We start from the raw sequence: 24,095 nt of genomic DNA, 5'->3' as shown, positions 1-24,095 counted from the left end.
CGCCAGGCGTGCGGGCAGGGAAGGGCGCTATTTAATGGATCAGCATGCCGCCGTTCACATCCAGCGTGATGCCGGTGAGATAACCGGAGAGATCGCTGGCGAGAAACAGCGCAGCGTTGGCGACGTCACTGGCGGACCCAAGGCGGCCGAGCGGAATTCCGTCGAGAATGGCGTGGCGGCGTTCATCCTGTAACAGGCCACCAGTGATGTCCGTCTGGATCAGACCGGGCGTCAGGGCATTAATGCGTATCTGGTCAGGGCCAAATTCGCGCGCCATCGCTTTAGTCAGGCCCAGAACGCCCGCTTTAGCGGCACTGTAGTGCGGACCGCCGAAAATCCCGCCGCCGCGCTGTGCTGAGACCGAGGACAGGCAGATGATGCTGCCGCCTTTCTGCTGCTGCATGGTGGGGATCACCGCCTGAGACATCAGCAGCGTGCCGCGCAGATTGACATCAAGAATACGGTTGTAATCCTCGATGCCGATTTCCAGTGTTTTAACCGGCTGAGTAATACCTGCATTGTTGACCAGCACATCAATACGGCCGAAGTGCCCAAGAACCTGGTCGATGGCACGACGAACAGAGAGGGGATCGGTCACATCTGTGGCCAGGCCGAGATGCCCATCACCACAAGACAGTGCGCTGGCCTGGGCGGCCTGCAGATCTAAATCGAGCACCACCACGCGCGCGCCATGCTGAGCAAAACAGGCGGCTGTGGCCCGGCCAATGCCGCGCTGAGAGGCGGCACCTGTAATAATCGCAACTTTATTTTCGAGTAACATTGTCCACTCCAGAAAAATAATTATTAGTGGTTCGGTATCGCTACCGGCAGGGTCACGATCAGAATTGATAAAGCGGCTAATATTGGCAATGCAAAAAAATTCATTTGATGCTGAATGAATTTGTTGGTTTGATGCAGTTAACAATTCTGCGATTTAAAAATGGGCACACATCACAAAATTCCAGTGTGGAGAGGCGGATGGAAAAGCAGTCTGATCACTTACCTTCGATTAAATCACTGCGGGTTTTTGAGCAGGTGGCCCATTTTGGTAATGTCGCGCGTGCGGCCGAGGAATTAAGTATTACGCCTTCGGCGGCCAGTCATCAGCTGGCAAAACTGGAGCGTGAACTGGGCTGTATTCTGTTTAATCGTTCGGCAAAGGGCGTAGTGCTGACGCTGTCGGGTGAGCACTACCTCAGGGAGATTGGTCCGATACTGCTGAGTCTGACGCAGGCGACTGCACGCATCAGTAACGAGAAAGCCCGCAGCAACCTCAGGATCCACTGCGCGCCCAGTTTCGGTCTGTTGTGGCTGTTGCCGCGCATCCATAAATTTCGCGACAGCTATCCCGAGTTCCAGCTCACGCTCTCCTGCTCTTACGAGAATTTATCTTTCAGCCGCGACAATATTGATATTGCGATACGCCATGGATTCCCGGACTGGAACTCATTCGAGATTAAAACGATCCGCCACGAAAGAATGTCGGTGCTGGCCTCGCCTGAGTATCTGAAAAAGCATCCTGTTAATCAGGCCGCTGAGTTAATTCATCATGCGCTGATATTATCGGAGTCGCCGCTTATTCAGTGGCCGCAGTGGTTTGCTTCTCAGCAATTACCTCAGCCAGATAAAGAGTGGTTATTTCGCTTTGATCGCTCTTATATGAGTCTTGAGGCGGCGATGTTAGGCCACGGTCTTATATTTGAAAGTGAATTGCTGGCGGAGGATTATCTGCGCAGTGGAAAACTGGTCAGAGTCTTGTCCGAACAGGAGAGTCTGCCCGTCAGCGCCCATCATCTGGTCTTCCCGCGTGGATTTGCCCAGTTTCCCCGCGTCGCGCATTTCCTGAGCTGGATCCAGCAGGAACTGAAAGTGTTAACCTAATGTTAAAATAACTTTCACGTCGTCATTATTGCGCCGGTTTATTTATCCGGTTAACTATCCCTGTTATAAAAATCGCATTGCTAAAGCTAACTTTTAAATACCGTCTACACTTCTTTACCCACTCGGTAAATATGTTCCATTTCTATTCCGTATGAAATTTAATCAAACGGATGTTTAACTTATTAATGGCAGGGATATTATGAGTACGAATACACCAGACTCTGGTGAAGCGGGCGATCACGCGCCTGCGGATACGGTACGCCAGCGCATTTTTTTAGTGGTACTGGTTGCCACTATGGGCGCGCTGGCTTTTGGTTATGACACCGGGATTATCTCGGGTGCGTTACCCTACATGACCTCACCACCCGATCAGGGTGGACTTGGACTGAACTCATTCACTGAAGGGCTGGTAGCCTCTTCGCTGGTGTTCGGTGCCGCAATCGGCTCTTTCCTGAGTGGTTTCTTCTCTGACCGGTTTGGCCGGCGTATTACCTTACGCAGCCTGGCGGTTATTTTTGTGCTGGGTTCACTGGGAACAGCGCTGGCGCCTTCTGTCAACGTCATGGTGGCAATGCGCTTCCTGCTGGGGATTGCGGTCGGCGGCGGTTCCTCTACCGTGCCGGTGTTTATCGCCGAAATTGCCGGACCGCGCCTGCGTGCGCCGCTGGTCAGCCGCAATGAGCTGATGATCGTTACCGGACAGCTCATTGCTTATGTTGCCAGTACGCTGCTGAGCTATCTGCTACATGATGAGCACCTGTGGCGCTACATGCTGGCAATTGCCATGGTGCCGGGTCTTTTGCTGTTTATCGGCACGTTCTTCGTTCCTGCCTCACCACACTGGCTGGTCGCGGAAGGGCGTCTGAAAGAGGCTAAAAAGATCCTGAAGTATCTGCGTGAAACGCCGCGTGAAGTGCGCCATGAGATGGCGCAGATGAAGAAGCAGGCGAGGGCGGCGGAACGTGGGCCGGATGCGAAAACCCTGATCCGTGAAAAGTGGGTGATTCGCCTGATGGTTATCGGCGTCGGGCTGGGCTTTGTCGCCCAGTTCACCGGTGTTAATGGTTTTATGTATTACACCCCGATCATCCTTAAACAGACCGGACTTGGCACCAGCGCGTCGATTGCCGCGACCATCGGTAACGGCGTGGTCTCAGTGGTGGCGGCGATTGTAGGTATCTGGGCGGTTAGTCGCTTCCCGCGTCGGACGATGCTGATTACCGGCCTGTGTCTGGTGGTCGCTTCGCAGATTATGCTGGGCAGCGTGATGACCTTTATCGCTCCCAGCCTGATGCAGAGCTACCTCGCCCTGGCCTGTATTCTGCTGTTCCTGTTCTGCATGCAGATGTGCATCTCCCCGGTCTACTGGCTGATGATGTCGGAACTGTTCCCGATGCAGTTGCGCGGCGTGTTAACCGGCGGCGCTGTCTCACTACAGTGGATCTTTAACGCGATAGTCGCCTTTGGTTTTCCACCGATAATGGAATATGCCGGCAGCACCACCTTCTTTATCTTTGCCGCGATTAACGTCGGGTCGCTGATCTTCGTGATGGCGATGGTGCCAGAGACGCGGGGCAAAAGCCTGGAAGAGATTGAGTCACACATGAAAGAGAAGTTTGGTGAAAAGCCAAAAGAGGCTGAAGCCTCCTGAGTCTCCCACCGGATTCAGCCCACCGGCTGAATCCGGTTTTACCTCCTTATCGCCTTATCTTGTTACCTCCTTATCTTCTTACTAACCGTTGCACCGCATTTCCCCGTCCTTATCCTCACTAAGTACCATCAGACAACATTCACTGTAATCAGCAATTTTCCCTCGATTAATTTCCATACAGTTCTGGCGATTTCAGGCTGAAATCGCCAGAAACTGACTTAATGAACTGTCGTTATTGTCTTCAGAAATCCCCGGTTAAGCGAAGCATGACCGCTGACAAAGATTGCCTCAGGCTCTGCGCTATACTCATTTTTCATCTGCTCCGCACGCTGACCGGTACGCACTATGAAAATTTCAACCACGACGGCAGTTTTTGCCGCATTGCTGACTGCTGCGCCATTGCATGCTGAAAACACACCAATCTCCTCCTGGTGGAATGGATTCACTGACGATGTTGCGCAGACCTGGAACGCGCCTCAGCATACCGATCTCTACCTGCCATTTATCAGCTGGCACGCCCGCTTTATGTACGACAAAGAAAAAACCGATAACTATAACGAGAATCCCTGGGGAGGCGGTCTGGGCATTTCCCGCTACAGCGACAGCGGCAACTGGAGCGCGCTTTATGCAATGGCTTTCAAAGACTCACACAATGAGTGGCAGCCGATTGTCGGTTATGGCTGGGAGAAGGGCTGGTATCCTGGTTCGAATCAGGACTTTCGTCTTGGCGCGGGATTAACCGCCGGTATCACTGCACGCGAAGATTTTGGTAACTATATCCCGCTACCGATTATTCTGCCGCTGTTCTCTGCCGGTTATAAGGCGCTGAATGTACAGTTCACCTATATTCCGGGCACGTACAATAATGGCAACGTGCTGTTCGCGTGGTTTCGCTATGCATTTTAATTTTTCAGGAAAGGATTTATGACCCGGAGGTGGAAAACCGTCACCCGCAGGCTCTGGCGTCTTGCGATTGTGTCTGGAGTATTGTTACTGCTGCTACTGATTATTCGAATCTATGAAGCGGAGCGCGGGCCGGAGTTACATCGCTGGCACACCTGGGTCCCGCATGAACTGACAGTGGAACAGCTTGATAATGCGACCTATGCCGACTACCTCAAGGCCGAAAATCATCTGTTCGACGAGATGAAGCAGCAGGTCAGCAACCGGCTGGATGCGGAAGATAAAACGTCACTCAACCGATACTATGCTGGCAGCATGATCTATCCGGGGCATTTCGCGCAGGACTGGAACCGTTCCTATATTCTGCAACCGACGGGCAGGCCGCGCGGTGGGGTGGTGCTGTTACATGGACTGACCGACAGTCCTTACAGTCTGCGGCATGTGGCAGAGGCTTACCGTCAGCAGGGTTATGTGGCAGTGGCGATACGGTTACCGGGTCACGGTACGGTGCCTGCGGGTCTGACCGATGTTGACTGGCAGGACTGGATGGCCGCCACACGCCTGGCGGTGCGGGAAGCGACCCGGCTGGCGGGCACGCAGACGCCGCTGCATCTGGTGGGTTTCTCGAACGGCGGGGCGCTGGCGATAAAATATGCGCTCGACAGCCTGGGCGATCACACGCTGCGTCGTCCGCAGCAATTGATTCTGTTATCGCCGATGATCGGTGTGACTCGTTTTGCCCGGTTCGCAGGTGTTGCCGGGTTGCCCTCTGTTTTCCCTGCCTTTTCGAAAACGGCCTGGCTGAATATCGTGCCGGAGTTTAATCCGTTTAAATACAACTCTTTTCCGGTTCACGCTGCCCGGCAGACCTATTTGCTGACGCAGGCGCTGCAGAAAGAGATCCTGCAATATGCGCGTAATCAGCAGCTCTCCGGTTTCCCGCCCGTGCTAACCTTTCAGTCGGTGATGGACTCCACCGTCAGTACGCCTTCGGTCATCCGCTCGCTCTATAATTATCTGCCAGTGAACGGCAGCGAACTGGTGCTGTTCGATATCAATCAGGCGGTCAGCGTCAGTCCGTTATTCCGACACTCCTCATATACCGCGGTTAATCAGCTGTTGCCTGCAGCGCGTCGGAATTACTCATCCACGGTGATCACTAATGCCTCCGCCACCTCACTGGAGATGGTGACAAAAAGCGTTCCCGCGGGAGAGATGCAGGAACGGATTCAGCCGCTGGCAATTGCCTATCCTGCGGGTCTCTACTCGCTGTCGCACGTTGCGATTCCGTTCCCGGCCGAGGATGGGTTATATGGCAGTGCGCCCGCGCAGAAGAATGAGTTTGGTATCAGTTTTGGGACGTTGTCACTGCGCGGCGAGAGTGCAGTGCTGATTGTCGGGCTGGACTCAATTATGCGCGCCACCTCTAACCCGTTTTATCCTTATATGATTAACCGAATCGATCATCACATCAGTTGTAGCGACAAGCCGCAACTTGCGGCCTGCCTCAGCAGTTTCTGAATCAGTACAGCATCAGGCCCGCATCGTGCGGGCCTGATGTTAAATAGCGTTCAGCTTTTCCATCACCTCATCCGACAGTTCCAGGCTGCCGCTGGCAAGATTCTCTTTAAGATGTTCCGGGGAAGAGGTGCCTGGAATCAGCAGAATATTTGGCGATCGCCGCAGCAGCCACGCAAGTGCGACCTGCATCGGCGTGGCATTCAGGGATGCAGCCACTTCATTAAGCTGATCCGACTGCAACGGAGAGAAGCCGCCCAGCGGGAAGAACGGCACATACGCAATTCCCTGCTGCGCCAGCTGATCCACCAGCTCATCATCCTGTCGATGCGCCAGGTTATACATATTCTGCACGCAGACAATCGGCGTCATCGCCTGAGCTTCTGCGATCTGCGTGGCGGTAACGTTACTCAGTCCAATATGGCGAATCAGTCCGCGTGCCTGTAACGCCAGCAGCGCCTCCAGTTGTGGCTTAAGAGAGCCTTCTTTGGGCCTGGCCGGATGCAACATACTGCGCAGGTTCACCACCTCAATCACATCCAGCCCCAGGTTGCGCAGGTTATCTTCCACTGCCTGCGTCAGCGCCTCTGGCTCCATCGCCGCCAGCCAGCCGCCTTTGGCGTCGCGTCGGGCACCCACTTTGGTGACGATGCAGAGATCCTGCGGATAGGGATGGAGCGCCTTTTTAATCAGCTGGTTGGTTTCGTGCGGACCGTAAAAATCGCTGGTGTCGATATGATTAACGCCTGCCGCGACAGCGTCGCGCAAAACCTGGATTGCCCGGGCTTCATCTTTTACCGGGCCGAAGACGCCCGGCCCGGCCAGTTGCATTGCGCCGTAGCCAATACGGTTAACTTCACGATCGCCTAACGTAAAAGTCATGGTGGTGTTTGACATGAAAACCTCCTGCGTGAATGTAGATCAATTGTAACGGTGATTCAGCTGTGCAACTATCCGGTGAAATCAGGACAGACTGTACGGGGTGATGCACAATGGCGATCGATATGGCGCTGCTGGATGCCGTCGTGGCGGTGGCAAAAGCGGGAGGGTTTAGGGAAGCGGCACGCGTCACCGGCAGCAATGCGTCACGCCTGAGCGATGCGGTACGACGGGCGGAACAACAGCTGGGCATTCGTCTGTTTCACCGCACCACTCGCACCGTGGTGTTAACCGAAGCGGGCAGGGCGCTGATGGAACGTCTGCTGCCCGCGATCAATGAAGTTAACGCCGCGCTGGATGCGGTGAATCGCTACCGTAACACCCCTGGTGGCACGCTGCGGCTGAATGTGCCGGTCAGTGCAACCCGGCTGGTGCTGCCGGCGCTGGTGCCGGAATTTTTGCAGCGTTATCCCGACATCCGGCTGGAAATTGTGGCGGAGAGCAGCGTGCAGGATGTCTTTCGTGACGGTTGTGACGCCGGGATTCGTTATGATGAGCGGCTGGAGCAGGATATGGTGGCGATGCCCATTGGCCCCAGACAGCAACAGTTCGCGCTGGCGGCTTCTCCGGCTTATCTGGCAGAACATGGCCGACCGGAACATCCGCGCGACCTGATCCATCATCGCTGTCTGCGTGGCCGTTATGCCAGCGGCATCATGGCTGACTGGACCTTCAGCCACGAGGGCGAAGAGATCAGCGTTGAAACCAGCGGGCCGCTGGTGGTTTCGGTCGGTGGCGCAATGGATCTGGCGGTGGAGGCGGCCATCGCCGGAAGCGGCGTGATATATCTGTTTGACGAGTGGCTCAGGCCAGCCCTTGACAGCGGCAGGCTGGAACCGCTGCTGCAGCCCTGGTGGCTGACTTTCTCCGGTCCGTGGCTCTATTACAACGATCGCCGCCTGATCCCCGCTCCGCTTCAGGCATTTATCGACTTTGTCCGCGAAAAAAACGAGCGCGAAAACAGCTCAGCTATACCAGCTAAACCCCTGCGGCACCCGTGAAAATCCGGCATGTCGCAACGCGTTAAGCAGCGGTGACTGCGAAACCGGTTCACCATCTACCTTCTCAAGCGTGAAACTCGCGGGCTTTTCACGCTTCAGTGCCAGGCCCAGCGCCGCCACCGCGATCTGATGCAGCGCGGGATCGTCGATGAATGTCAGCAACTCTTTGCCTCCCGGCGTCAGATAAAGCACCAGCGCGCCGCCTGCAATCACCACGCGTCCCCCCTGACGGCGGGTCGGGCGGATGCCGCTGGCGTGGAGCGGCCAGCTCAGCAACGCGCCAAACGGATTCGCCGGGTCCGGTGCGGCCAGCGCCACAGCCTCTGTCGCGGTCAGCGGCTTTTCTGCCAGCTCCCGCAGCCGCTCAATGGTGTTATGGTCGGCAAACTGCGCGCCGCCCGCACCAGCGACAAACCGGCCACGCAGCAGCCGTCCGGCATCTTCCATGCTGCGTAATACCGGCTGTAACACGGGGAATCCTCCCGGGATCTGTTCCGATATCGCGCAACCACGGCTGATCACCCCATAACGGTCGAGAAGATTTTCCACCAGCGACAGGGCCAGCCGGGCAGGATCAATCTCCTGTCGGTTAATCCGCGACCAGCGACCAGCCAGCGTGTTGACCGCTGGTCGGCGTGCAGAAAGTGCGCCCGGGGTAAAACGCTGACCAAAACGGGTGCGCAGGGTACGCGCGGGACGTGAACGGGGGGCGCCTGGCGTGGTCAGCAGCCCACGCACCGCAATCCAGCTATCGGCGGTGACATAGCCTTGCCACACCAGTTGCCACAGGGCAGCATAAACGTCGGTGGTTTGCGTCTCTGCCTCGTCCATCTGTGCCATGATCTCATGAACAAACCACGAGCCACCCCGGCTCAATGCGTCGAGAGTCGCCTGCTGAATCGGCGTCAAAGGCTGTGTGGTGTCAATCACCGGCAGTGTTTCAGCGGCATATTCCGTGAGGTGCAGCGAGATCAACCCATCATTCTGACCCAGCGCTTTATGTCCGCACCAGGTAACCTCGCCACTGGCTAACAGTTCATCGAGCATCGCGGGCTGATAGTCGGCTATCCTGGCGCGCAGGATTTGTGACTCCCACAGCGAGGCCGGTAGCGGCACGCCCGCAAGTTGCTCAATCACCCGTAACAGCCTGCTAACCCCCTGATGCTCTTCACGCTGTGTGTTAAGCACACCGTGACGCTCCAGCAGCAGGTTGATCCAGGCGGCAGGTGGAACAGGCCGGGTTGCCTCACGTGCTGATTGCAGTGAACGTAAGCGTAACCGTTTGAAGATCTCTGTGGAAACCCACTCCGTTTCCGATGCGCCCTCTGGCGAACCCACATTTAGCAGGTTGCCCTGCTGATGCAGAGAAAGCAGCACCTCATTCACAATGGCCACACCCAGACCAAAATACGTGGCCAGCTGTCGGGCAGTGAACAGGGTATGGGTTCGGGCGTAGCGATTAATGAGATCGCGTAGCGGATCGGCCTGCGGCTCCAGAAATGTTTCGGGTAGATCGTCAGGCAGTACAACGGCCAGTGCATCGCGCAGGCGGGCTGCATCTTCAATGATCGCCCAGCGCTCTTCACCGGCAAGGGTGACCGTAATCATTCGCTGCGCGGCAGCGAACTGCGTTATGGCTTCCGCGATCTGCTGGGCGTTGCCACTGAAACGTGCCGCAATACCGGCAACCGGGAGCGGGCCAAGATCGCGCAGCAGATCGATAATGCCTTCGGCGTGTTGTGCCTGATAGCGGGAATCAATGCGCTGCAGTTCCTGTTCAACCTGCTCAACGACGTCAGGTGCCAGCAAATCACGCTTGCTGGTCTGGCCGAGCAGCTCACCCAGCAGGTTACTGTCGAGCGCCAGCAGTGAGGCGCGCCGTTCTGCCTGAGGGGCGTCGCTGGCGTAAATAAACTCTGCAACATAGCCAAACAGCAGCGGCGCGGCAAAAGGGGAGGGCTGTTCGGTCGTCACCTCGACCAGCTTTACCTTTCCCTGTGCCATCTGTTCCATCAGCTGGTGCAGGGCAGGCAGATCGTAGACATCCTGCAGACATTCGCGTGCGGTTTCGATAAGGATTGGGAAATCGTCATACTGTCGTGCAACTTCCAGCAACTGACCGGCGCGCAGCCGCTGCTGCCAGAGCGGCGAACGTTTGCCCGGATTTCGCCTCGGCAGCAGCAGAGCGCGTGAGGCACATTCACGGAAGCGGGCGGCAAACAGCGCCGACTGACCGACACTCTCAGTGACCTCCCGGGTCAACTGGTCAGCGTCGAACATAAACAGGTCAGCGCCGGGTAATACTCCCTCACTGGCGGGAAAGCGGGCCACGATGCCGTCATCGCTGGCCGCAACAGAAGCATCAATGCCCAGGCGTTGCTGGATTCGGGCGGCAATCGCCAGCGCCCAGGGCGCATTGACCCGCTTTCCCCAGGGCGAATGCAGGATCACCCGCCAGTCGCCGATTTCGTCACGGCAGCGTTCGATCAGCAATGTGCGATCGTCCGGCAGTACGCCGGTGACGGCGCGTTGTTCAGCCAGCAAAGCCAGCAGATTCGTGACTGCGCGGGCATCCAGCCCCAGCGCACGCAACTGCTCCTGCGCGTCCGCCGGTGAAGCCGCACTCAGATGACGCAGAAACAGCCCGAGGCTGGCACCCGAATCGGCCGAGCGGCCCACACCTTCTCCGCGCCAGAAAGGCAGACGAGCCGGACGGCCTGGCGCAGGCACCACCAGTACCTGGTCGTGGGTAATCTGCTGAATCCGCCACGACGTTGCGCCCAGGGTAATAATGTCATTGACCCGCGACTCATAGACCATCTCTTCATCCAGTTCGCCGACACGACGTGAGCCAGCCTGCTCTTCGCCTTCCGGCAGGATGACGCTGAACATGCCGCGATCGGGAATGGTGCCGCCGCTGGTCACGGCCAGATGCTGAGCGCCGGGTCGCGGCGTCAGCAGTCCGCTCTGACGATCCCACACCAGCTGCGGCCGTAGCTGAGCAAAAGCGTCTGAGGGAAACTTACCCGCCAGCATATCGAGCGTGGCATCAAACAGCCGACGCGACAGAGTGCGAAACGGATCGGCCCGACAGACCTGCGCATACCAATCATCGACCTGTAAGGGATCCATTGCGACGGCCGCCAGGGTTTGCTGCGCCAGGATATCGAGCGGGTTACGCGGCGGAGCCAGCGCATCGAGCTGGCCCGCACGCATCGACTGCAATATGACGGCCGAATCCAGCAGATCGCGCCGGGTGCGCGGAAACAGGATGCCGGTTGATACGCCGCCAACCTGATGTCCGGCGCGTCCCACGCGCTGCAGTGCGCTGGCGACTGAAAGCGGTGCGCCCACCTGGATCACCAGATCCACCGGCCCCATATCAATGCCCAGTTCAAGACTGGAAGTCGCCACCACGCAGCGCAGTCTGCCCAGCTTCAGTGCGGCTTCAATCTCGCCTCGCTGCTCCTTCGAGACGGACCCGTGGTGCGAGCGGGCAATAAGATCGTCACTGTCGTCCGGTTCTGCATCCCGATCGCCAGCGGTTGTCTGCTGCGCCAGATAACGCGCATTGAGCCGCGCAGTCAGCTTTTCCGCCAGGCCACGCGAATTCACAAACACCAGCGTGGCGCGATGGGACATGATCTGCTGCAGAATGCGCGCTTCAATGTGCGGCCAGATCGAACCGCTGGCAGAGGTGGCTTCACCGGTCAGGTCATCGGGGCTGGCGATATCGGTCATATCTTCGACCGGAACCTCGATGGTCAGGTGCAGCGTCCGATCGGCGGCCGGATTAACGACCTGAACGGGCTGACAGCCGCCAAGGAAGGCGGCGACCCGCTCAACCGGTCGTACCGTAGCGGAAAGCCCGATACGCTGGGCGGGCTGTGGCAGCAGCGCATCCAGCCGCTCCAGGCTCAGCGCCAGCTGGGAACCCCGCTTCGATCCCGCCACCGCATGCACCTCATCGACGATGACCGTGGTCACGCCCTGCAGCGTCGTTCGCGCTTTTGAGGTCAGCATCAGAAACAGTGATTCGGGTGTGGTGATCAGGATATCGGGCGGGCGGCGCACCAGCCTGGCGCGCTCTGCACCGGGCGTATCGCCTGATCGCATTCCGATATTCAGAGTGATCTCTGGCTCATTCAGCGCCTGCCGCTCAGCGTAAACGCCTGCCAGCGGCAGATTAAGGTTGCGCTGTACGTCCGCGGCCAGCGCTTTAACCGGTGAAATATAGAGTATGCGGGTGGTCGTTTCACGTGCAGGTGAGGGCTGCGCGGTTCGGAACTGAAACAGCGTGTCGATGGCGGTGAGGAAGGCCGCCAGCGTCTTCCCTGAACCGGTCGGGGCGATCACCAGCGCATGCTCTCCGCTGGCTATCGCCTGCCATGCCGCCTGCTGCACCGGCGTGGGTGCAGCAAAGGTGGCAGAAAACCAGCGTCGTGTGGCGGATGAAAACCGGGCTAAAACCGCATCAGATTGGGATTTCGACATCATACTCACGGTATCACGCAGCAACTGCGCCTGAAATTAATCCGTTGAGTGTAAGTGAAAATTGCCGTTTGTGGATGACGCGGCAGATATCTGGCCGCGTCGGGCGGGTTTATTAACTGGCCGCTCCGGCTAAAGCGCGACCTCTGATCGCCAGCAGCGACACCAGTGCCAGCACGATAATAGTCATGCCATAGAACCAGGCGGTCTGGTTCAGCCCGATATGGGGCGCTGCCATTCCGGCGGCAATCGCAGGCAGGGCAAAGGCGAGATAGCTTTTGATTAAAAAGGCGGAGAACAGTCCGGCGCGTTCATGACTTTCAGCTAACTGCATAATGATCTTCAGCACGCTGGAGAAAATCGATCCAAATCCCTGACCCGCAATAGCGGTGCCGAGATAGAGCCAGGCCACGCTGTGCAGAGAAAGGCCTGTAAGCGTGACGCTGACGCCCGCTATCAGCATCAGCGTACCGATAACTAATGCCCGCGCAGGCGGTAACGGGCGAAAGAGAAATACTGCTGCCGTTGCGCTCAGCATCAGCGTCGCCACAATCGAGCCGCCGATAAAAGGCGAGGTCAGGCCGGTTGCGTTCGCCACCATTGAGGGCATCAGTGAAAGGTAAAATCCGCCCAGCATCCAGGTTGCGATATTAACCGGCGTCACCATTAACAGCGGGCCCAGCGCGCGTCGCGGTATGCTGACCTGAGGTCGCAGTGCGGCCAGAACACCCGGCTGAGGCGCAATGGTTTCTGGTATTAGCGGCAACAGCGCCATGGCAACCAGCATCAGTATCAGCAGCAGCGCGTAAAGCGTCACCGTGGGAAAGGGCGCAAAGGTGACCAGTATGCCGCCCGCCAGCGTGCCCAGCGTCATCCCCAGAAAGGCGGTGAATGAGTTCAGCAGTGGCCCACGGGTTTTACTGGCGTCAATCAGGCTGGCACCAAAGGTCGGTAAGGCAATACCGGTAGCAAAGCCCTGCACCAGTCGGGCGGCGATTAAGGTGGTGGCAGAGTTGGCAGTCATAAAGATCACCAGCGCGACCGCATTGATCGCCAGCGCCAGCAGCATCAGCGGGCGGCGGCCGGTATAGTCGGACACTTTACCGACCGTCAGCAGCGCGGCCAGTAACGCGAAAGCATAGGCACCAAAGATCAGCGTCAGCATGGTTGGCGTCAGATGAAACAGGCTGCGATAAAGTGGGTAGAGCGGCGTTGGCGCACTGCTGGTGGCGGAAATCAGCGCCGCACCGGTAAAACTGAAAAGCGTGGTGCGGGCAGCAGCCTGAGGCGTCAATGTGGGGTTCATGAAATTACCTTAATGCAAAGTATTAGCTTTTAATAAGGTATACGGCTATCTGTGCCTTAATGCAATATCTTTGCTTTAACCTATTTTGCTGTGTGACTTAGTGTCACCCTGTGGTAAGGTTTGTGTTACTAAGTCACACATGGGAGGAGATATGGCTTCAACAAGACTTCGTCAGCAGGGCGGGGCGGTCGTGCTGACTATCCCCAGCGAGATTGCTGCCAGAGCGGGCTGGACTGTTGGCATTGAGCTGGACGTCACCGCAGAAGGCGAATCCGTGAATATTGTGCCGGTAACGCGTGTACCACGCGGTCGCCGCACAGTTGCTCAGTTGCTGGCCGGTATCGATCAGCAGGAAATTCAACAGTATAACGAAGAGGCCGCGGACGGGCTGAACGACGCGACGCAGGGCAGGGAGCATATCTGATGGTTTCAAGGAGAGTGCCGCAGAAAGGCGAAATCTGGCACGTTAATGGCGATCCGGTTGAAGGGCGAGAGTTTAAAGGGCCGCATTATTACCTTGTTATCTCGCAACGGGAGTTGGTTGCGGCTTTGGGAACGGCAGTTTGCGTGCCGGTAACAAGTGGCGGCGGCGCATCACGCTCACAGGGCGTGACCGTTTATCTGGACGGTAACAGCACAGATACCGGCAAAGTGACCGGCGTGGCGCTGTGCTATCAGGTGCGCTCGCTTGACCTGACTGCGCGCAGGGCAAGCTATGCCGCCACAGTTGAGCCACATGTTATGGATGAAATATTGTCTTTGGTCGTAGACCTTATCGACCCGCGGTAAATCAACACTGGCTGAAAGTTAAAACTTAATAATTATAAATTCCTGGAAAGCATAAAGGTCTGGTCCATATTGTGATCGTGTGACCTGATGCAAGCGTTACAACCCCAAATGGGGCTCGTTTATGCTAACTCACATCCGCTCTCCCTTCGCCTGCGCTTTGTCTCTCCGGGCCGCTTTCCTGCGCTCTTCTCTGTCCGTTTCCTGATACGTGTTGTTATGTGCTTTGCGGGTTGTTTATCAATAATATTTCGGCGAGTCTCACTGTTAATAACAATCAGGGAGCCAGATGATGAAGATAGCTGAGATCGATCATATCCATCTCTACGTTGAAAATATTGAACAGGCAGAAAAGTGGTACAACAAGATCCTGGGCTTTGAACGCGACCCTTCCCTGTACTTCTGGTTTGAACAGGGTGGGCCGCTGGTCATAAGAAATAACAGGGCATCACTCTCTCTTTTCCTGCGAAAATCTCAGCCACCAGGCCATACGGTGGCTTTCGGGGTGGCAGCATCATTTTTCAACGAACTTATGCCTGTACTCCGTAAGAATAAAATCTCTTTCAGCGTCAGCGACCATGACGTGTCGATGTCCGTCTATTTCAGCGATCTCAGCAATAATAAAATTGAAGTGACCTCTTACGACTACCTGGATGCAAAGCAGATACTGGAGAGCTTTGCGTAACGCTATCGCTGTTTGCGCTTAGAGGCGTGACTGCAGGCGCACTTGTGATCTCCGTTCCGAAAGTATAAGTACTTCACTCATCAGCACGCCGGATCAAGTGAAGCCTCCAGGCCCTGAACGGCGATTAGTAAAGTGAGTTCTTCAATCTCTCAGGCAGCGCTTTGTCGTAGGCATCGCCATCAATCTCTGCAATCTGTTTGAGGATGGAACCGGTGCTGGGCAGCGACTGCCGTGAGATCTGCGTTTCGGCATCCCATAATCCGGAGCGAATAATCGCCCGGCTGCACTGAAAGAAAACGCTCTCCACAGTGATGCGCAATACGGTTTTTGGCAGCTGATTGTTGATGGCAAAGCGCTCAAGCAGCGCCGGGTCGGTGCTGATTGCTGCCGTGCCGTTCACGCGCAACGTCTCGCCAATGCCAGGGATGAGAAAAAGCAGCGCTACCCGATTGTCATGCAGAATGTTGCGCAGGCTGTCGATGCGGTTATTGCCGCGTCTGTCGGGTAGTAACAGGGTCTTGTCATCTTCGATTTCGATAAATCCGGCCGGATCGCCGCGCGGTGAAACATCCAGTCCCTCAGGCCCCGACGTTGCCAGCGCCACAAAAGGCGAGGCGGCGATAAACGGACGATAGGCGGGATGAATATGATCCGTCTCTTTAGCGACAGAGGGCCGGGCGACCGTGCCGTAAAGACCTTCAAGTTCGGTAAGTTCAGTGATAATGCTGCTCTGTTCAGACATTTTTGCACTTTCCTTTCACTATTCAGATCCTCATAACGCTGAAGGTGAGACTACACAGACCCGACGCGCCAGTTTAAGCTGCACTTTAACACCCATGCAGCGTATTCAGAACCCGTTCGCCACCCTTTATGGCAATCGCCCCAGGTGAATCCGTCTTCCCGCCGCGAAAACAGCTTATTACCTGGGGCGGCAACCTCTTTCCACCCTTTACCAATATCAGAAGCACAACACAACGAAGTGACAGCCTCTGATGAGAGATCCATATTTTGCAATCAGATGAGTACAAAACCGCGGCTTGTGCTCTGAAATTAGCCACCGTTCGTTAAGCGTATTAACAGAGTTGGTGACAGCAGAAGTTGCTGATATAAAGAGTAAAGATTGCTTATTCAGCACCCAAAAGGAGCGCATGATGGTTTGGGAATCAGAGCGGCTGCTCTACAGATATACTCTTCGCGAGGATCTTGACGACCTCTTCAGAATTTATGGCGACCCCGAAACGCATAAATTTAACCCGCGAGGTCCATGGCCCGACAGAACGTATGCCATTCAGGCCATAGAGCGCATATTACAGAGCTATCAGGAACAGGGTTTTGGCGACTGGACGATATTTGAGAAAGCCCATCCGGATAAAATCATTGGCTTTGGGGGCGTTTTCAGAAGCCAGTTTGACGGTCGTCAGACGAATAATCTCGGTTACCGGTTTGAGCCTGCTGCCTGGGGAAAAGGGTATGCCACCGAGCTTTCCCGCAGAGCCATTCGCTACGGATTCGAAGAGGCCGGGCTGAGCATCATTACGGGTGTGACGCGCGAAAACCATCTGGCTTCGCGGCGGGTACTGGAAAAAGCGGGCCTGACCTTTTTGAAAAAGGTCGACGATCCTGAGGGGTTGCCTCCCAGCCTGATGTACACCCTGACACGACGTGACTGGCTTGCGGCTGGCAACATCGTTACCGAATAAGTTTGATCTTTCCCGTTTGTGATTCAGGCGTGGCGAAATCTGCGCCACCTTTTCGCGCAAAGTCCCTTTAAACCCTCTCTTATCCCGCGATTAATACTCCCCTGTGTGGATTACTTTAGCCACCTTAATCAGGGGAGGCTTTATGGATATTCGTACAATTTTTATTTCAGCAGTTATGGCAGTCAGTCTTTTATGGATAGGCGCATCAGATAACCGTTCGTCACGTCTCACCGCCGAGCCGGTTAAATCTGTCCTGAGTAAACTGCAGCCTTGATTCTCAATCGCCCGATAGCACACATTAGCGCCTGCTCAGCCTGAGATGCGGTACACTGCCGGTATCTGTTAATGCAACTTCGTTGCTTTAACCATGACGTTCAGGCTGATAAAAGCGGGAGAAAGAGATGGCGAGGGAGATGATTCGGCAGGGTGGGCGCAGCGCACGTATTCAGGCGGAAGTGCATAACACCGTTAACCGCTTGCTTGAAACGCTTGATCGTTCAGCTATTACAGTGCCGATGATCGCCGAACAGGCAGGTGTGACACCTTCCACGATCTATCGGCGCTGGGGCGATCTGTCCCAGTTGCTGGCGGATGTGGCCGTGGCACGGATGCGGCCCATTGCAGAACCGGAAGATACCGGATCGACGGCCGGCGATCTTACCGCGTTCATCCAGCAGTATGCTGAAGAGATGTCGTCCAAAGTCGGTCGTGAGCTTCTGGCTGATGTGATAGGAAGTCAGGCTGAAGTGGCGAGCCAGAAATGCTGTGGGTTTACCTATCAGCATCTTGAAACACTGAAAAGTCGGGCCGAGGCACGCGGCGAATCAGGCTTTGACGTTGATCGCATCATCGATGTGGTCGTGGCGCCGGTGATGTTTCATATTCTGTTCGGTGACCGCGACATCTCAGCAAAATACTGTTCGTCTCTGGTTCAGCGGGCATTTCAGACAGCAGTCAGCGCTGAATAAAGGGCAGGGCGGCTTGCGTGATCAGATGCTGCAAGAGTGCTCGCGCCGGATCGTCACCCTGATCTGAGCGGGCGAGCGCGATACCCAGATAGCCGGGCATTGGCAGCCGGTGTGATTCAATCACCAGCGTCTCCGGCAACCCTGCGCGGGTGCGCAGGGTGATGCCCAGCCCGGCCTGTAATGCCGCCCAGATCCCGCTAAGACTGTGGCTGGTGAACACTACTCGCCACGGAATACCTGCCTTATCCAGCGCCTCAATGGCGCGCGATCGCATGACACACGGCGCATCGAATGCCACCAGCGGCAGCGGCTCGCCGCGCTGCAGATATCCCGCCAGATCAAACGCCGGATGCTGTATCCAGGCTAACGGACACTGACCAATTAACTGCGTGCCAGCCTGCTGCTCTGCCTGCCACAGCAGCGCCAGGTCCAGCTCATGACGGGCCAGCGCCGTAAGCAGCGGCAGATTTCTGTCGACGCGTGCGGTCAGCATCACCTCCGGATGCTGCCGGTTGAACGCGCCGAGAATGTCCGGCATCAACGCCTCGCCAAAATCCTCCTGCATCCCGATGCGTATTTCGCCCTGCAACGCTTCGCCTTTCACTGCCCGCAATGTCTCATCGTTCAGCGACAGCAGGCGTCTGGCGTAACTCATCAGCTGTTCACCGCTGCGGGTCAGCTGCACATGACGCCCTTTTTTCATCACCAGCGCCGTGCCGCATTGCTGCTCCAGTTTCTTAAGCTGCGCACTCACGGCCGAGGCAGACCGACACAGATGCTGTGCCGCCAGGGCAAAGCTGCCGGCATCAATGCCAGCGACGAAACTGCGCAGCGCATCCATATCGAGGGACTCCGGTACCTTGTTCATTATTGTCCTGTAATTATGGATGGTAATAGCTGATTAATTTGATTTTCAGGATTGAAGGCCTGAGTGACACTCTGTCTCACCACTGAGGAGTGTGCAATGAAAAAATCGCTTGATCGGGAAACACTGGCGCAGCGCGCGCCAAAACTGGCCGAACTGACACAGCAGGTGCTGTTTGGCGATATCTGGCAGCGCGAACTGCTGTCAACGCGTGAACGCAGCCTGCTGACACTGGCAACGTTAACCGCGCTGGGGCGGGTCCAGCAGCTGCCGTGGCACATCGATTTCGCCCGACAAAATGGGCTGACGCAGGATGAACTGGTGGAGAGCTTCACCCATCTGGCGTTTTACGCAGGCTGGCCCGCCGCCGTCACCGCGCTGGGTTATCTGGAGGATAATTACTGATGCCCTTTACCCGAATTACGCTGCGTCAGGGCTACAGCGAGGCGGCTCTGCATCACATCTCCACGCTGCTTCAGCAGGCGCTGGTCGCGGAATTTGACGTTCCTGAGCATGATTGCTTTCAGTTGATTGAGATGCTGCCCGCCGGACAGCGGGTATTTGATCGTCACTATCTCAGCGGCGGGCGTAGCGACAATTTCGTGCTGTTTCAGGTGACGGCAGGCCGACCGCGAACCCGGCAACAGAAGCAACGGTTTTATCATTCACTTTGTACGACGCTTCAGGCGGAGATGGCGATCGATCCTGACGACGTGATGATCATCATTCAGTTTAACAGCACCGAAGAGTGGAGCTTTAGCGGCGGCAGGATGCTGGCACAGGAGGCGTTATGATTATCATGCACTACCGTTTTACCCTGCCCGCTGACTACGACATGGGCATCATTGAACAGCGCATCAGTCTGAACGGAGCCCGGCTTGATGGCTTTCCAGGGCTGGTGGCCAAGGCGTATCTCTACACCTGCCGTGATGATGACGGACAGAATGAAAACCGTTATGCGCCGCTCTATTTCTGGCGGGAGGCGAGTGGTATGCAGCGTTTCCTGCAAAGTCCTGGCTTTGCGACGCTGGTCAGGGATTTTGGCTGGCCGATCATCGAAAGCTGGCTGGCGCTTGAGGGGCAGACCCACATGCCGGATCTGGCCGATGCCCGCTTTATAACGCTGAACCGCTGGACGATTCCACCGCATTCAGACCTTACGACACTGCCGGTAACAACAGGGATCAGCGCCTGGGATGTGAGCCGCTGGCAGGGAGTAGACGTTAACGCTTCACACCAGCGCCCCGCTGGCGAGCAGGAAGTCTATCGGATCGGTTATCTGGCACGGGGTGCAGCCGCCGCGGATCTGCAACTCTAGCATCGGGAATGTCGCTGCTTTCTACTCACAGGGCAAAAATGGCTTCTATCTCTATGCGCAGGTCAGCGGAGAAAAGTCCGCTGACCTGTACCAGCGAGCTGGCGGGCAGATGCTCGCCGAAGTTGCGATAAAGCACTTCCCGCAGCGCGGTGATCTCTGTGAAAGAGGTGATGAATATCGTGACCTTCAGCAGCGCTGCGAGCGACGTATGCTCAGCCGCGGCAACCGCCCTGAGTTGATTAAAAATGGCTTCTGCCTGTTCAGCCATATCTCCCTGCTGAGCCGCCGTACCAAAAGCGGTCAGTCCTGAGACATACAGCGTCGCGCCATGCTTCACTGCGTGGACATAAGGCGCTTTTACTTCGCCCAGTTGCGGGTAATTTTTGCGTTCTGGCATCGTCATATTTTTCTCTTTTAAGTGATTTCAAACCATACAGGCTACTGGCATTAAAGCAGGCCGAGAGTCGATAGCGGGTTGTGTTAACAAATCGGCAATAGGCAGAAGAGGTGATTGCTGGTGGTTAAGGCGATCTTTTGACGATTTCAGTCGATTTCAGACATCAACGCCGGACCTGTGTTGCGTGCTATATACAATACATTGAATAGCATGACTACCTTCTGCTTTTAAACCTATCAGGACGATGCCTTGCCATCCAGATTCAGTAACGTGGATAGGGTGGATAAATATGTACACGATTTCACTCCTGGGTTATATTCACCCTATGTCCCTCGGAAAAGAGAGGGTCAGTTCAAATCTTACAGTCTGTGAAGTATTTTAACTAACGATGAAATCTGGATGGCTCTACCGGCAATCCCTTTGATTTTACCCGTCCTGTCTAATCGGAAATCATGTATGAACTCAAATCAAACCATGTCCCAGAAGCTTGCCAGAGACAGTCTCGGAAATGCTGCCGCCTTCGAAGGTGGAGTATACGTAACAAAAAACGGCGTCTCTGAACTCTTCATCCAGACTGCTGCTGAGCGTCAGGCTGAGATTAGAGAGATCGAGCAGGAAAGAAACATAAACGCCCTTTTCAAGCTGGCCTTGCAAGCTAAAAAGGAAGTCGCTGATGGCAAAGGCATGACCCCTGAAGACGTTCTGGGAAGGTTACGTGCCGCAAGAAAATAATAGAGAGGCTTTGAGTGTCAGAACAATATCAGCTGGTAATCGCGCCTCTGGCTGAACAGTGTCTCAAGGACATTGAGTCCTATAAGAGCGGAACAGTTGGGGCGCAGCAAGCGGCTGCATTTGTCGATAATCTACTCATGGATTCAGTCGACAATATCAGTCAGGATCCTGAAAGGTATCGCTACAATGCTTATCTTTCAGAGCGCGGGCTTTTGTTACGCGAACGTCTTGATGTTGAAGGAGAGTATCGTGTTCTGTACGATTTCGTGGACAATACTATCCAGATTCTTCTTTTCGTTAGCATGAAACAGGATTTCGGAAATTTGCTCTACAGATACAACATACTGAAATGACGCTCAGGGCCCGCTAATGCAGGCTTTTGCATAATGAAAGCTTATGAACGTAAGTGCCACTTTCAGCATCCCCGTTTTAGTTTCACTCAATTTTTGAGATTTGCGGATTCTCAGCCATAAGCCCATATTCTTCCGGCATCAGGTTATCAGGGATTCATAAGCCCGCTTACCTGTAAGTCGTAGACAAAAAACACGGTAATTTCAGATGCGTAGGGATAAGCCAGGACGGGCGCGGCCATAATGATGACCAGCGCGAAATCATATGATTAATGATATGAACACGCCCGTCAGAAATCAGCGCTTCAGCATCTGCTGGCAGGCGAGGTTATCCTGGGCGGCGCGCTGCTGTTCATCAGGTGTCAGTTGCTGCCAGCGAGCAATCACGCTGCTGCCCAGCCCCGATTTATAAGTGATTTTTTGCAGCGCATAATCAGAGTTGCCGCCTTCAATGACGTTCTGCATCTGCCGGTCGAGAGGCTGCTTACTATCATGATCAATCGCGCAGAGCACCGCGACGTAATACGCCTTATCTTCCTCACTGTCGTGTGGGATAAACCACCAGGCGGCCAGGGCGAGGATCAGCAGCAGGGGCAGCATATATTTTACTTTAGCCATTTTAGTCACCGGTTGAGTGCCGTTAAGTCAGCCGGGTATGGCCAGACGCAGGGCGCGTATCCTGCCACAATTTCTGCTCACCGTTAACTTCGTTCAGCCCCTGTTGAGGCAATGTTCAGTTTGCTGGCGCTTCAATCAGCGTCGTACTGATTTGCGCACCCGGCATCATCTGTTGTAATCCCGAAACCAGATCGTCGCTGGCCTGTTGCAGCGCGGAAAGCGGCATAGCGGGCAGACTTTCCAGAATGAACCACATCTGCTGCGCGCTGGCATCCAGTCGGGTTCTTACACCCTGACGCCAGTTCCAGCGGCGACAGGTCACGCCCTGATCGTCGCGCCAGATCACTTCACCCGGTTCCGGCGACTCATAAACCACCTCGCCCTCTTTAACGGTATCGAAACGTTCACTGCCGTCAGCAATCACCAGACGTGGCTCGCCAGCATAGGCCGCGATATTTTCACCCCCGACCGGCAGCGCATAACGAACGCTGATGGCGTTATAGAGATCGACAACCGGATCGATGGCAGGCAATGCGCCATCCCGCAGCACACGCTTACGCAATGCTTCTGCCGAACAGGGTGTACGTTTCGCTTTGGCACCAAAGGCTTTAAACACCTCAGCCCAGGCGGCGAGATGCGCGTCTGCCCACGTCGCATCATCATTTAACACCTGCTGGCATGCGCTTTTCATTGCATCGCTGGCAACGTCTGGTCGGGTAATCGGTGTGGCTTCCACCACAATACTCATGGCACGAAAGCCGGGAGCGAGCGCGAAAACAGCAGGATCGATTGACGGGTGAACAGATAACATCGGATACTCTCTCAGTGACTAATTTATTTCATAGTAATGACCGATGACCAAAAAAGTCAATATAACGACCGATGCGGGTGCCGATGTCGCCAGTGTCAATCAGGCTGTTTCGGACAGCATCAAAAGCTGGCGTAAAAGTCAGAAACTCTCGCTGGATGAGTTATCCCGCCGGGCTGGCGTCAGTAAAGGCATGCTGGTGGAGATCGAAAAGGGTGCCGCCAATCCCAGCATTGCCATTCTTTGTAAAGTGGCTGCCGCACTGGGCGTCTCGGTGGCAGATATCGTCAACGTTGCGCATGCGCCTGACGCCTGGCTGATTGAGAACAGCGAAATGCCCCGGCTGTGGCAGGGCGAGCAGGGCGGTTATGCGCAGCTGCTGGCGGGAACCCGTGGGCCGGATATGATCGAGCTCTGGCGCTGGCAGATGTTTGCGGGCGAAGCTTTCCGTTCTGCCGGTCACTCCTCAGGCACACTCGAACTGTTGCATGTCGAGCAGGGCACGCTCGCCTTAACGGTGGGTGAGCAGACCCTCGTGGTGCAGCAGGGCTGTGCAGCCGTAGCGCGAACCGATATGCCGCATGCCTATGCCAGCGCCGATCACCTGCCGGTTATCTTCACCATGACGGTGGCCGAACTGCAGCGCTGACGGCACTATTCTGCGGCTGTCGCTTCGCCTGGACACGCCAGCAGCAGCGTTTTCAGCAACCTTTCCAGTTCGGCACGCTCTGAAGCGCCAAGCGGGGCCAGCAACGCCTCCTGCGTAGCGGTATGGACGCGGAGTGCATGCTCAATCTGCTGCTGCCCGTGGGGCGTCAGCCCGACCAGCATGCTGCGCTTATCCTCTGGCGCGGCAATACGCTCAATCAGATGCTGCTGCTCCAGACGGTTCAGACGATTTGTCATCGCACCGGAAGTCACCAGCAGCGCCTGGTAGAGCTGGGTGGGCGACAGGCGAAAAGGCGATCCCGCCCGTCGCAATGTCGCCAGCACATCAAATTCTCCCTCCTGAAAACCAAAAGGCTCAAGTGCCTGACTGCGCGCTTTCGCCAGATGTTTCATCAGACGCAGCACCCTGCCGAAGATCCGCATTGAAGAGGCGTCGAGATCGGGCATCGCGTCGTCCCACTGACTGACAACGAAATCAATATGGTCATGCATAAATCACCTTTAAATAT

27 protein-coding genes are annotated in these 24,095 nt (G+C 55.8%); 17 read left to right on the top strand and 10 right to left on the bottom strand.

Features of this window, described 5'->3' with window-relative positions; all coding sequences use genetic code 11:
- Window positions 1-31 precede the first annotated feature (31 nt).
- Window positions 32-781 (bottom strand): SDR family NAD(P)-dependent oxidoreductase, encoded by a 750-nt coding sequence (locus NR201_RS06905; RefSeq protein WP_256843973.1) that lies wholly within the window; start codon window positions 779-781, stop codon window positions 32-34.
- A 197-nt stretch (window positions 782-978) separates the two neighbouring features.
- Between NR201_RS06905 and NR201_RS06900 the strand changes: the two genes are divergently transcribed.
- From NR201_RS06900 to NR201_RS06885, 4 genes are all read left to right on the top strand, one after another.
- Window positions 979-1,881: a LysR substrate-binding domain-containing protein gene (locus NR201_RS06900; RefSeq protein ID WP_022624570.1), complete on the top strand. Its 903-nt coding sequence runs from the start codon at window positions 979-981 to the stop codon at window positions 1,879-1,881.
- A 199-nt stretch (window positions 1,882-2,080) separates the two neighbouring features.
- On the top strand, window positions 2,081-3,532 hold the full coding sequence (locus tag NR201_RS06895; protein WP_022624569.1) for a sugar porter family MFS transporter: 1,452 nt from the start codon (window positions 2,081-2,083) through the stop codon (window positions 3,530-3,532).
- A 345-nt stretch (window positions 3,533-3,877) separates the two neighbouring features.
- The gene (pagP, locus tag NR201_RS06890; RefSeq protein ID WP_010246837.1) at window positions 3,878-4,438 is read left to right on the top strand and encodes a lipid IV(A) palmitoyltransferase PagP; all 561 of its coding nucleotides are present in this window, start codon (window positions 3,878-3,880) and stop codon (window positions 4,436-4,438) included.
- An 18-nt stretch (window positions 4,439-4,456) separates the two neighbouring features.
- Window positions 4,457-5,956 carry an alpha/beta fold hydrolase gene (locus NR201_RS06885; protein WP_256849557.1) on the top strand — a complete coding sequence of 500 codons (1,500 nt, stop codon included), beginning with the start codon at window positions 4,457-4,459 and terminating at the stop codon, window positions 5,954-5,956.
- A 39-nt stretch (window positions 5,957-5,995) separates the two neighbouring features.
- On the opposite strand, the gene NR201_RS06880 is transcribed toward NR201_RS06885, so the two are convergent.
- Window positions 5,996-6,850: an aldo/keto reductase family oxidoreductase gene (locus tag NR201_RS06880; protein ID WP_122459681.1), complete on the bottom strand. Its 855-nt coding sequence runs from the start codon at window positions 6,848-6,850 to the stop codon at window positions 5,996-5,998.
- A 95-nt stretch (window positions 6,851-6,945) separates the two neighbouring features.
- Between NR201_RS06880 and NR201_RS06875 the strand changes: the two genes are divergently transcribed.
- Window positions 6,946-7,893 (top strand): LysR family transcriptional regulator, encoded by a 948-nt coding sequence (locus tag NR201_RS06875; RefSeq protein WP_256849556.1) that lies wholly within the window; start codon window positions 6,946-6,948, stop codon window positions 7,891-7,893.
- On the opposite strand, the gene NR201_RS06870 is transcribed toward NR201_RS06875, so the two are convergent.
- The gene (locus NR201_RS06870; RefSeq protein WP_256849555.1) at window positions 7,858-12,390 is read right to left on the bottom strand and encodes an ATP-dependent helicase; all 4,533 of its coding nucleotides are present in this window, start codon (window positions 12,388-12,390) and stop codon (window positions 7,858-7,860) included. The two genes, NR201_RS06875 and NR201_RS06870, sit on opposite strands and share 36 nt — an antisense overlap.
- 109 nt (window positions 12,391-12,499) lie before the next feature.
- Complete coding sequence (locus tag NR201_RS06865; protein ID WP_256849554.1) at window positions 12,500-13,690, bottom strand: MFS transporter; 1,191 nt, start codon at window positions 13,688-13,690, stop codon at window positions 12,500-12,502.
- Between the two features lie 151 nt (window positions 13,691-13,841).
- Between NR201_RS06865 and NR201_RS06860 the strand changes: the two genes are divergently transcribed.
- The 3 genes from NR201_RS06860 (at window position 13,842) to NR201_RS06850 (ending at window position 15,161) form a co-directional block, all read left to right on the top strand.
- Window positions 13,842-14,114, top strand: coding sequence for an antitoxin (locus NR201_RS06860; RefSeq protein ID WP_033773606.1), 273 nt, complete (start codon window positions 13,842-13,844; stop codon window positions 14,112-14,114).
- On the top strand, window positions 14,114-14,479 hold the full coding sequence (locus NR201_RS06855; RefSeq protein ID WP_029519587.1) for a type II toxin-antitoxin system PemK/MazF family toxin: 366 nt from the start codon (window positions 14,114-14,116) through the stop codon (window positions 14,477-14,479). The genes NR201_RS06860 and NR201_RS06855 overlap by 1 nt, the downstream gene beginning before the upstream one ends.
- 289 nt (window positions 14,480-14,768) lie before the next feature.
- Window positions 14,769-15,161, top strand: coding sequence for a VOC family protein (locus NR201_RS06850; RefSeq protein WP_256849662.1), 393 nt, complete (start codon window positions 14,769-14,771; stop codon window positions 15,159-15,161).
- 124 nt (window positions 15,162-15,285) lie between these two features.
- Here the strand turns inward: NR201_RS06850 and NR201_RS06845 are convergent, their stop codons facing one another.
- Complete coding sequence (locus NR201_RS06845) at window positions 15,286-15,903, bottom strand: pyridoxamine 5'-phosphate oxidase family protein (RefSeq protein ID WP_010246855.1); 618 nt, start codon at window positions 15,901-15,903, stop codon at window positions 15,286-15,288.
- Between the two features lie 409 nt (window positions 15,904-16,312).
- On the opposite strand from NR201_RS06845, the gene NR201_RS06840 reads away from it, so the two are divergent.
- The 3 genes from NR201_RS06840 (at window position 16,313) to NR201_RS06830 (ending at window position 17,829) form a co-directional block, all read left to right on the top strand.
- A complete protein-coding gene (locus tag NR201_RS06840; RefSeq protein WP_010670580.1) occupies window positions 16,313-16,861 on the top strand; it encodes a GNAT family N-acetyltransferase in 549 nt (182 codons plus the stop codon).
- A 142-nt stretch (window positions 16,862-17,003) separates the two neighbouring features.
- Window positions 17,004-17,135 (top strand): hypothetical protein, encoded by a 132-nt coding sequence (locus NR201_RS06835; protein ID WP_022624561.1) that lies wholly within the window; start codon window positions 17,004-17,006, stop codon window positions 17,133-17,135.
- Between the two features lie 127 nt (window positions 17,136-17,262).
- Entirely contained in the window at window positions 17,263-17,829 is a 567-nt protein-coding gene (locus tag NR201_RS06830; RefSeq protein WP_022624560.1) for a TetR/AcrR family transcriptional regulator, read from the top strand.
- Here NR201_RS06830 and NR201_RS06825 read toward each other — a convergent pair.
- Window positions 17,816-18,697, bottom strand: coding sequence for a LysR substrate-binding domain-containing protein (locus NR201_RS06825; RefSeq protein ID WP_033779946.1), 882 nt, complete (start codon window positions 18,695-18,697; stop codon window positions 17,816-17,818). The genes NR201_RS06830 and NR201_RS06825 overlap by 14 nt on opposite strands.
- A gap of 96 nt (window positions 18,698-18,793) precedes the next feature.
- Between NR201_RS06825 and NR201_RS06820 the strand changes: the two genes are divergently transcribed.
- From NR201_RS06820 to NR201_RS06810, 3 genes are read left to right on the top strand one after another with little or no spacing between them, the layout of a single operon-like run.
- Window positions 18,794-19,099: a carboxymuconolactone decarboxylase family protein gene (locus NR201_RS06820; protein ID WP_256843967.1), complete on the top strand. Its 306-nt coding sequence runs from the start codon at window positions 18,794-18,796 to the stop codon at window positions 19,097-19,099.
- Entirely contained in the window at window positions 19,099-19,488 is a 390-nt protein-coding gene (locus NR201_RS06815; RefSeq protein ID WP_089414711.1) for a tautomerase family protein, read from the top strand. The genes NR201_RS06820 and NR201_RS06815 overlap by 1 nt, the downstream gene beginning before the upstream one ends.
- Window positions 19,485-20,012 carry a DUF4865 family protein gene (locus tag NR201_RS06810; RefSeq protein WP_033768760.1) on the top strand — a complete coding sequence of 176 codons (528 nt, stop codon included), beginning with the start codon at window positions 19,485-19,487 and terminating at the stop codon, window positions 20,010-20,012. The genes NR201_RS06815 and NR201_RS06810 overlap by 4 nt, the downstream gene beginning before the upstream one ends.
- A gap of 25 nt (window positions 20,013-20,037) precedes the next feature.
- Here NR201_RS06810 and NR201_RS06805 read toward each other — a convergent pair whose 3' ends face one another.
- Entirely contained in the window at window positions 20,038-20,415 is a 378-nt protein-coding gene (locus NR201_RS06805) for a RidA family protein (protein ID WP_191924091.1), read from the bottom strand.
- 450 nt (window positions 20,416-20,865) lie between these two features.
- Between NR201_RS06805 and NR201_RS06800 the strand changes: the two genes are divergently transcribed.
- Window positions 20,866-21,141: a hypothetical protein gene (locus tag NR201_RS06800; RefSeq protein WP_010246864.1), complete on the top strand. Its 276-nt coding sequence runs from the start codon at window positions 20,866-20,868 to the stop codon at window positions 21,139-21,141.
- 14 nt (window positions 21,142-21,155) lie between these two features.
- Window positions 21,156-21,494, top strand: a complete 339-nt coding sequence (locus NR201_RS06795) for a type II toxin-antitoxin system RelE/ParE family toxin (protein ID WP_010246865.1) — start codon at window positions 21,156-21,158, stop codon at window positions 21,492-21,494.
- Window positions 21,495-21,788: 294 nt separating this feature from the next.
- Here NR201_RS06795 and NR201_RS06790 read toward each other — a convergent pair whose 3' ends face one another.
- A complete protein-coding gene (locus tag NR201_RS06790; RefSeq protein ID WP_256849553.1) occupies window positions 21,789-22,109 on the bottom strand; it encodes a hypothetical protein in 321 nt (106 codons plus the stop codon).
- Between the two features lie 115 nt (window positions 22,110-22,224).
- Window positions 22,225-22,920 (bottom strand): B3/4 domain-containing protein, encoded by a 696-nt coding sequence (locus NR201_RS06785; RefSeq protein WP_033768764.1) that lies wholly within the window; start codon window positions 22,918-22,920, stop codon window positions 22,225-22,227.
- 43 nt (window positions 22,921-22,963) lie between these two features.
- Here NR201_RS06785 and NR201_RS06780 point away from each other — a divergent pair, with 43 nt between their 5' ends.
- A complete protein-coding gene (locus NR201_RS06780; protein WP_033768765.1) occupies window positions 22,964-23,566 on the top strand; it encodes a helix-turn-helix transcriptional regulator in 603 nt (200 codons plus the stop codon).
- 5 nt (window positions 23,567-23,571) lie between these two features.
- Here the strand turns inward: NR201_RS06780 and NR201_RS06775 are convergent, their stop codons facing one another.
- Window positions 23,572-24,078: a MarR family winged helix-turn-helix transcriptional regulator gene (locus NR201_RS06775; RefSeq protein WP_022624551.1), complete on the bottom strand. Its 507-nt coding sequence runs from the start codon at window positions 24,076-24,078 to the stop codon at window positions 23,572-23,574.
- Window positions 24,079-24,095 lie beyond the last annotated feature (17 nt).

Origin of the sequence: Pantoea sp. Fr-CA_6 (genome assembly GCF_024520895.1) — a bacterium.
Lineage (GTDB): Bacteria > Pseudomonadota > Gammaproteobacteria > Enterobacterales > Enterobacteriaceae > Pantoea > Pantoea agglomerans.
The sequence above is the reverse complement of the archived record's forward strand: the minus strand, read 5'-3'. Positions and strand labels throughout refer to the sequence as shown.

Coding starts and splice junctions, on each gene's coding strand:
- NR201_RS06905 (WP_256843973.1), bottom strand. CDS start 781: ATGTTACTCGAAAATAAAGTTGCGATTATTACAGGTGCCGCCTCTCAG.
- NR201_RS06900 (WP_022624570.1), top strand. CDS start 979: ATGGAAAAGCAGTCTGATCACTTACCTTCGATTAAATCACTGCGGGTT.
- NR201_RS06895 (WP_022624569.1), top strand. CDS start 2,081: ATGAGTACGAATACACCAGACTCTGGTGAAGCGGGCGATCACGCGCCT.
- pagP (WP_010246837.1), top strand. CDS start 3,878: ATGAAAATTTCAACCACGACGGCAGTTTTTGCCGCATTGCTGACTGCT.
- NR201_RS06885 (WP_256849557.1), top strand. CDS start 4,457: ATGACCCGGAGGTGGAAAACCGTCACCCGCAGGCTCTGGCGTCTTGCG.
- NR201_RS06880 (WP_122459681.1), bottom strand. CDS start 6,850: ATGTCAAACACCACCATGACTTTTACGTTAGGCGATCGTGAAGTTAAC.
- NR201_RS06875 (WP_256849556.1), top strand. CDS start 6,946: ATGGCGATCGATATGGCGCTGCTGGATGCCGTCGTGGCGGTGGCAAAA.
- NR201_RS06870 (WP_256849555.1), bottom strand. CDS start 12,390: ATGATGTCGAAATCCCAATCTGATGCGGTTTTAGCCCGGTTTTCATCC.
- NR201_RS06865 (WP_256849554.1), bottom strand. CDS start 13,690: ATGAACCCCACATTGACGCCTCAGGCTGCTGCCCGCACCACGCTTTTC.
- NR201_RS06860 (WP_033773606.1), top strand. CDS start 13,842: ATGGCTTCAACAAGACTTCGTCAGCAGGGCGGGGCGGTCGTGCTGACT.
- NR201_RS06855 (WP_029519587.1), top strand. CDS start 14,114: ATGGTTTCAAGGAGAGTGCCGCAGAAAGGCGAAATCTGGCACGTTAAT.
- NR201_RS06850 (WP_256849662.1), top strand. CDS start 14,769: ATGAAGATAGCTGAGATCGATCATATCCATCTCTACGTTGAAAATATT.
- NR201_RS06845 (WP_010246855.1), bottom strand. CDS start 15,903: ATGTCTGAACAGAGCAGCATTATCACTGAACTTACCGAACTTGAAGGT.
- NR201_RS06840 (WP_010670580.1), top strand. CDS start 16,313: ATGGTTTGGGAATCAGAGCGGCTGCTCTACAGATATACTCTTCGCGAG.
- NR201_RS06835 (WP_022624561.1), top strand. CDS start 17,004: ATGGATATTCGTACAATTTTTATTTCAGCAGTTATGGCAGTCAGTCTT.
- NR201_RS06830 (WP_022624560.1), top strand. CDS start 17,263: ATGGCGAGGGAGATGATTCGGCAGGGTGGGCGCAGCGCACGTATTCAG.
- NR201_RS06825 (WP_033779946.1), bottom strand. CDS start 18,697: ATGAACAAGGTACCGGAGTCCCTCGATATGGATGCGCTGCGCAGTTTC.
- NR201_RS06820 (WP_256843967.1), top strand. CDS start 18,794: ATGAAAAAATCGCTTGATCGGGAAACACTGGCGCAGCGCGCGCCAAAA.
- NR201_RS06815 (WP_089414711.1), top strand. CDS start 19,099: ATGCCCTTTACCCGAATTACGCTGCGTCAGGGCTACAGCGAGGCGGCT.
- NR201_RS06810 (WP_033768760.1), top strand. CDS start 19,485: ATGATTATCATGCACTACCGTTTTACCCTGCCCGCTGACTACGACATG.
- NR201_RS06805 (WP_191924091.1), bottom strand. CDS start 20,415: ATGACGATGCCAGAACGCAAAAATTACCCGCAACTGGGCGAAGTAAAA.
- NR201_RS06800 (WP_010246864.1), top strand. CDS start 20,866: ATGAACTCAAATCAAACCATGTCCCAGAAGCTTGCCAGAGACAGTCTC.
- NR201_RS06790 (WP_256849553.1), bottom strand. CDS start 22,109: ATGGCTAAAGTAAAATATATGCTGCCCCTGCTGCTGATCCTCGCCCTG.
- NR201_RS06785 (WP_033768764.1), bottom strand. CDS start 22,920: ATGTTATCTGTTCACCCGTCAATCGATCCTGCTGTTTTCGCGCTCGCT.
- NR201_RS06780 (WP_033768765.1), top strand. CDS start 22,964: ATGACCAAAAAAGTCAATATAACGACCGATGCGGGTGCCGATGTCGCC.
- NR201_RS06775 (WP_022624551.1), bottom strand. CDS start 24,078: ATGCATGACCATATTGATTTCGTTGTCAGTCAGTGGGACGACGCGATG.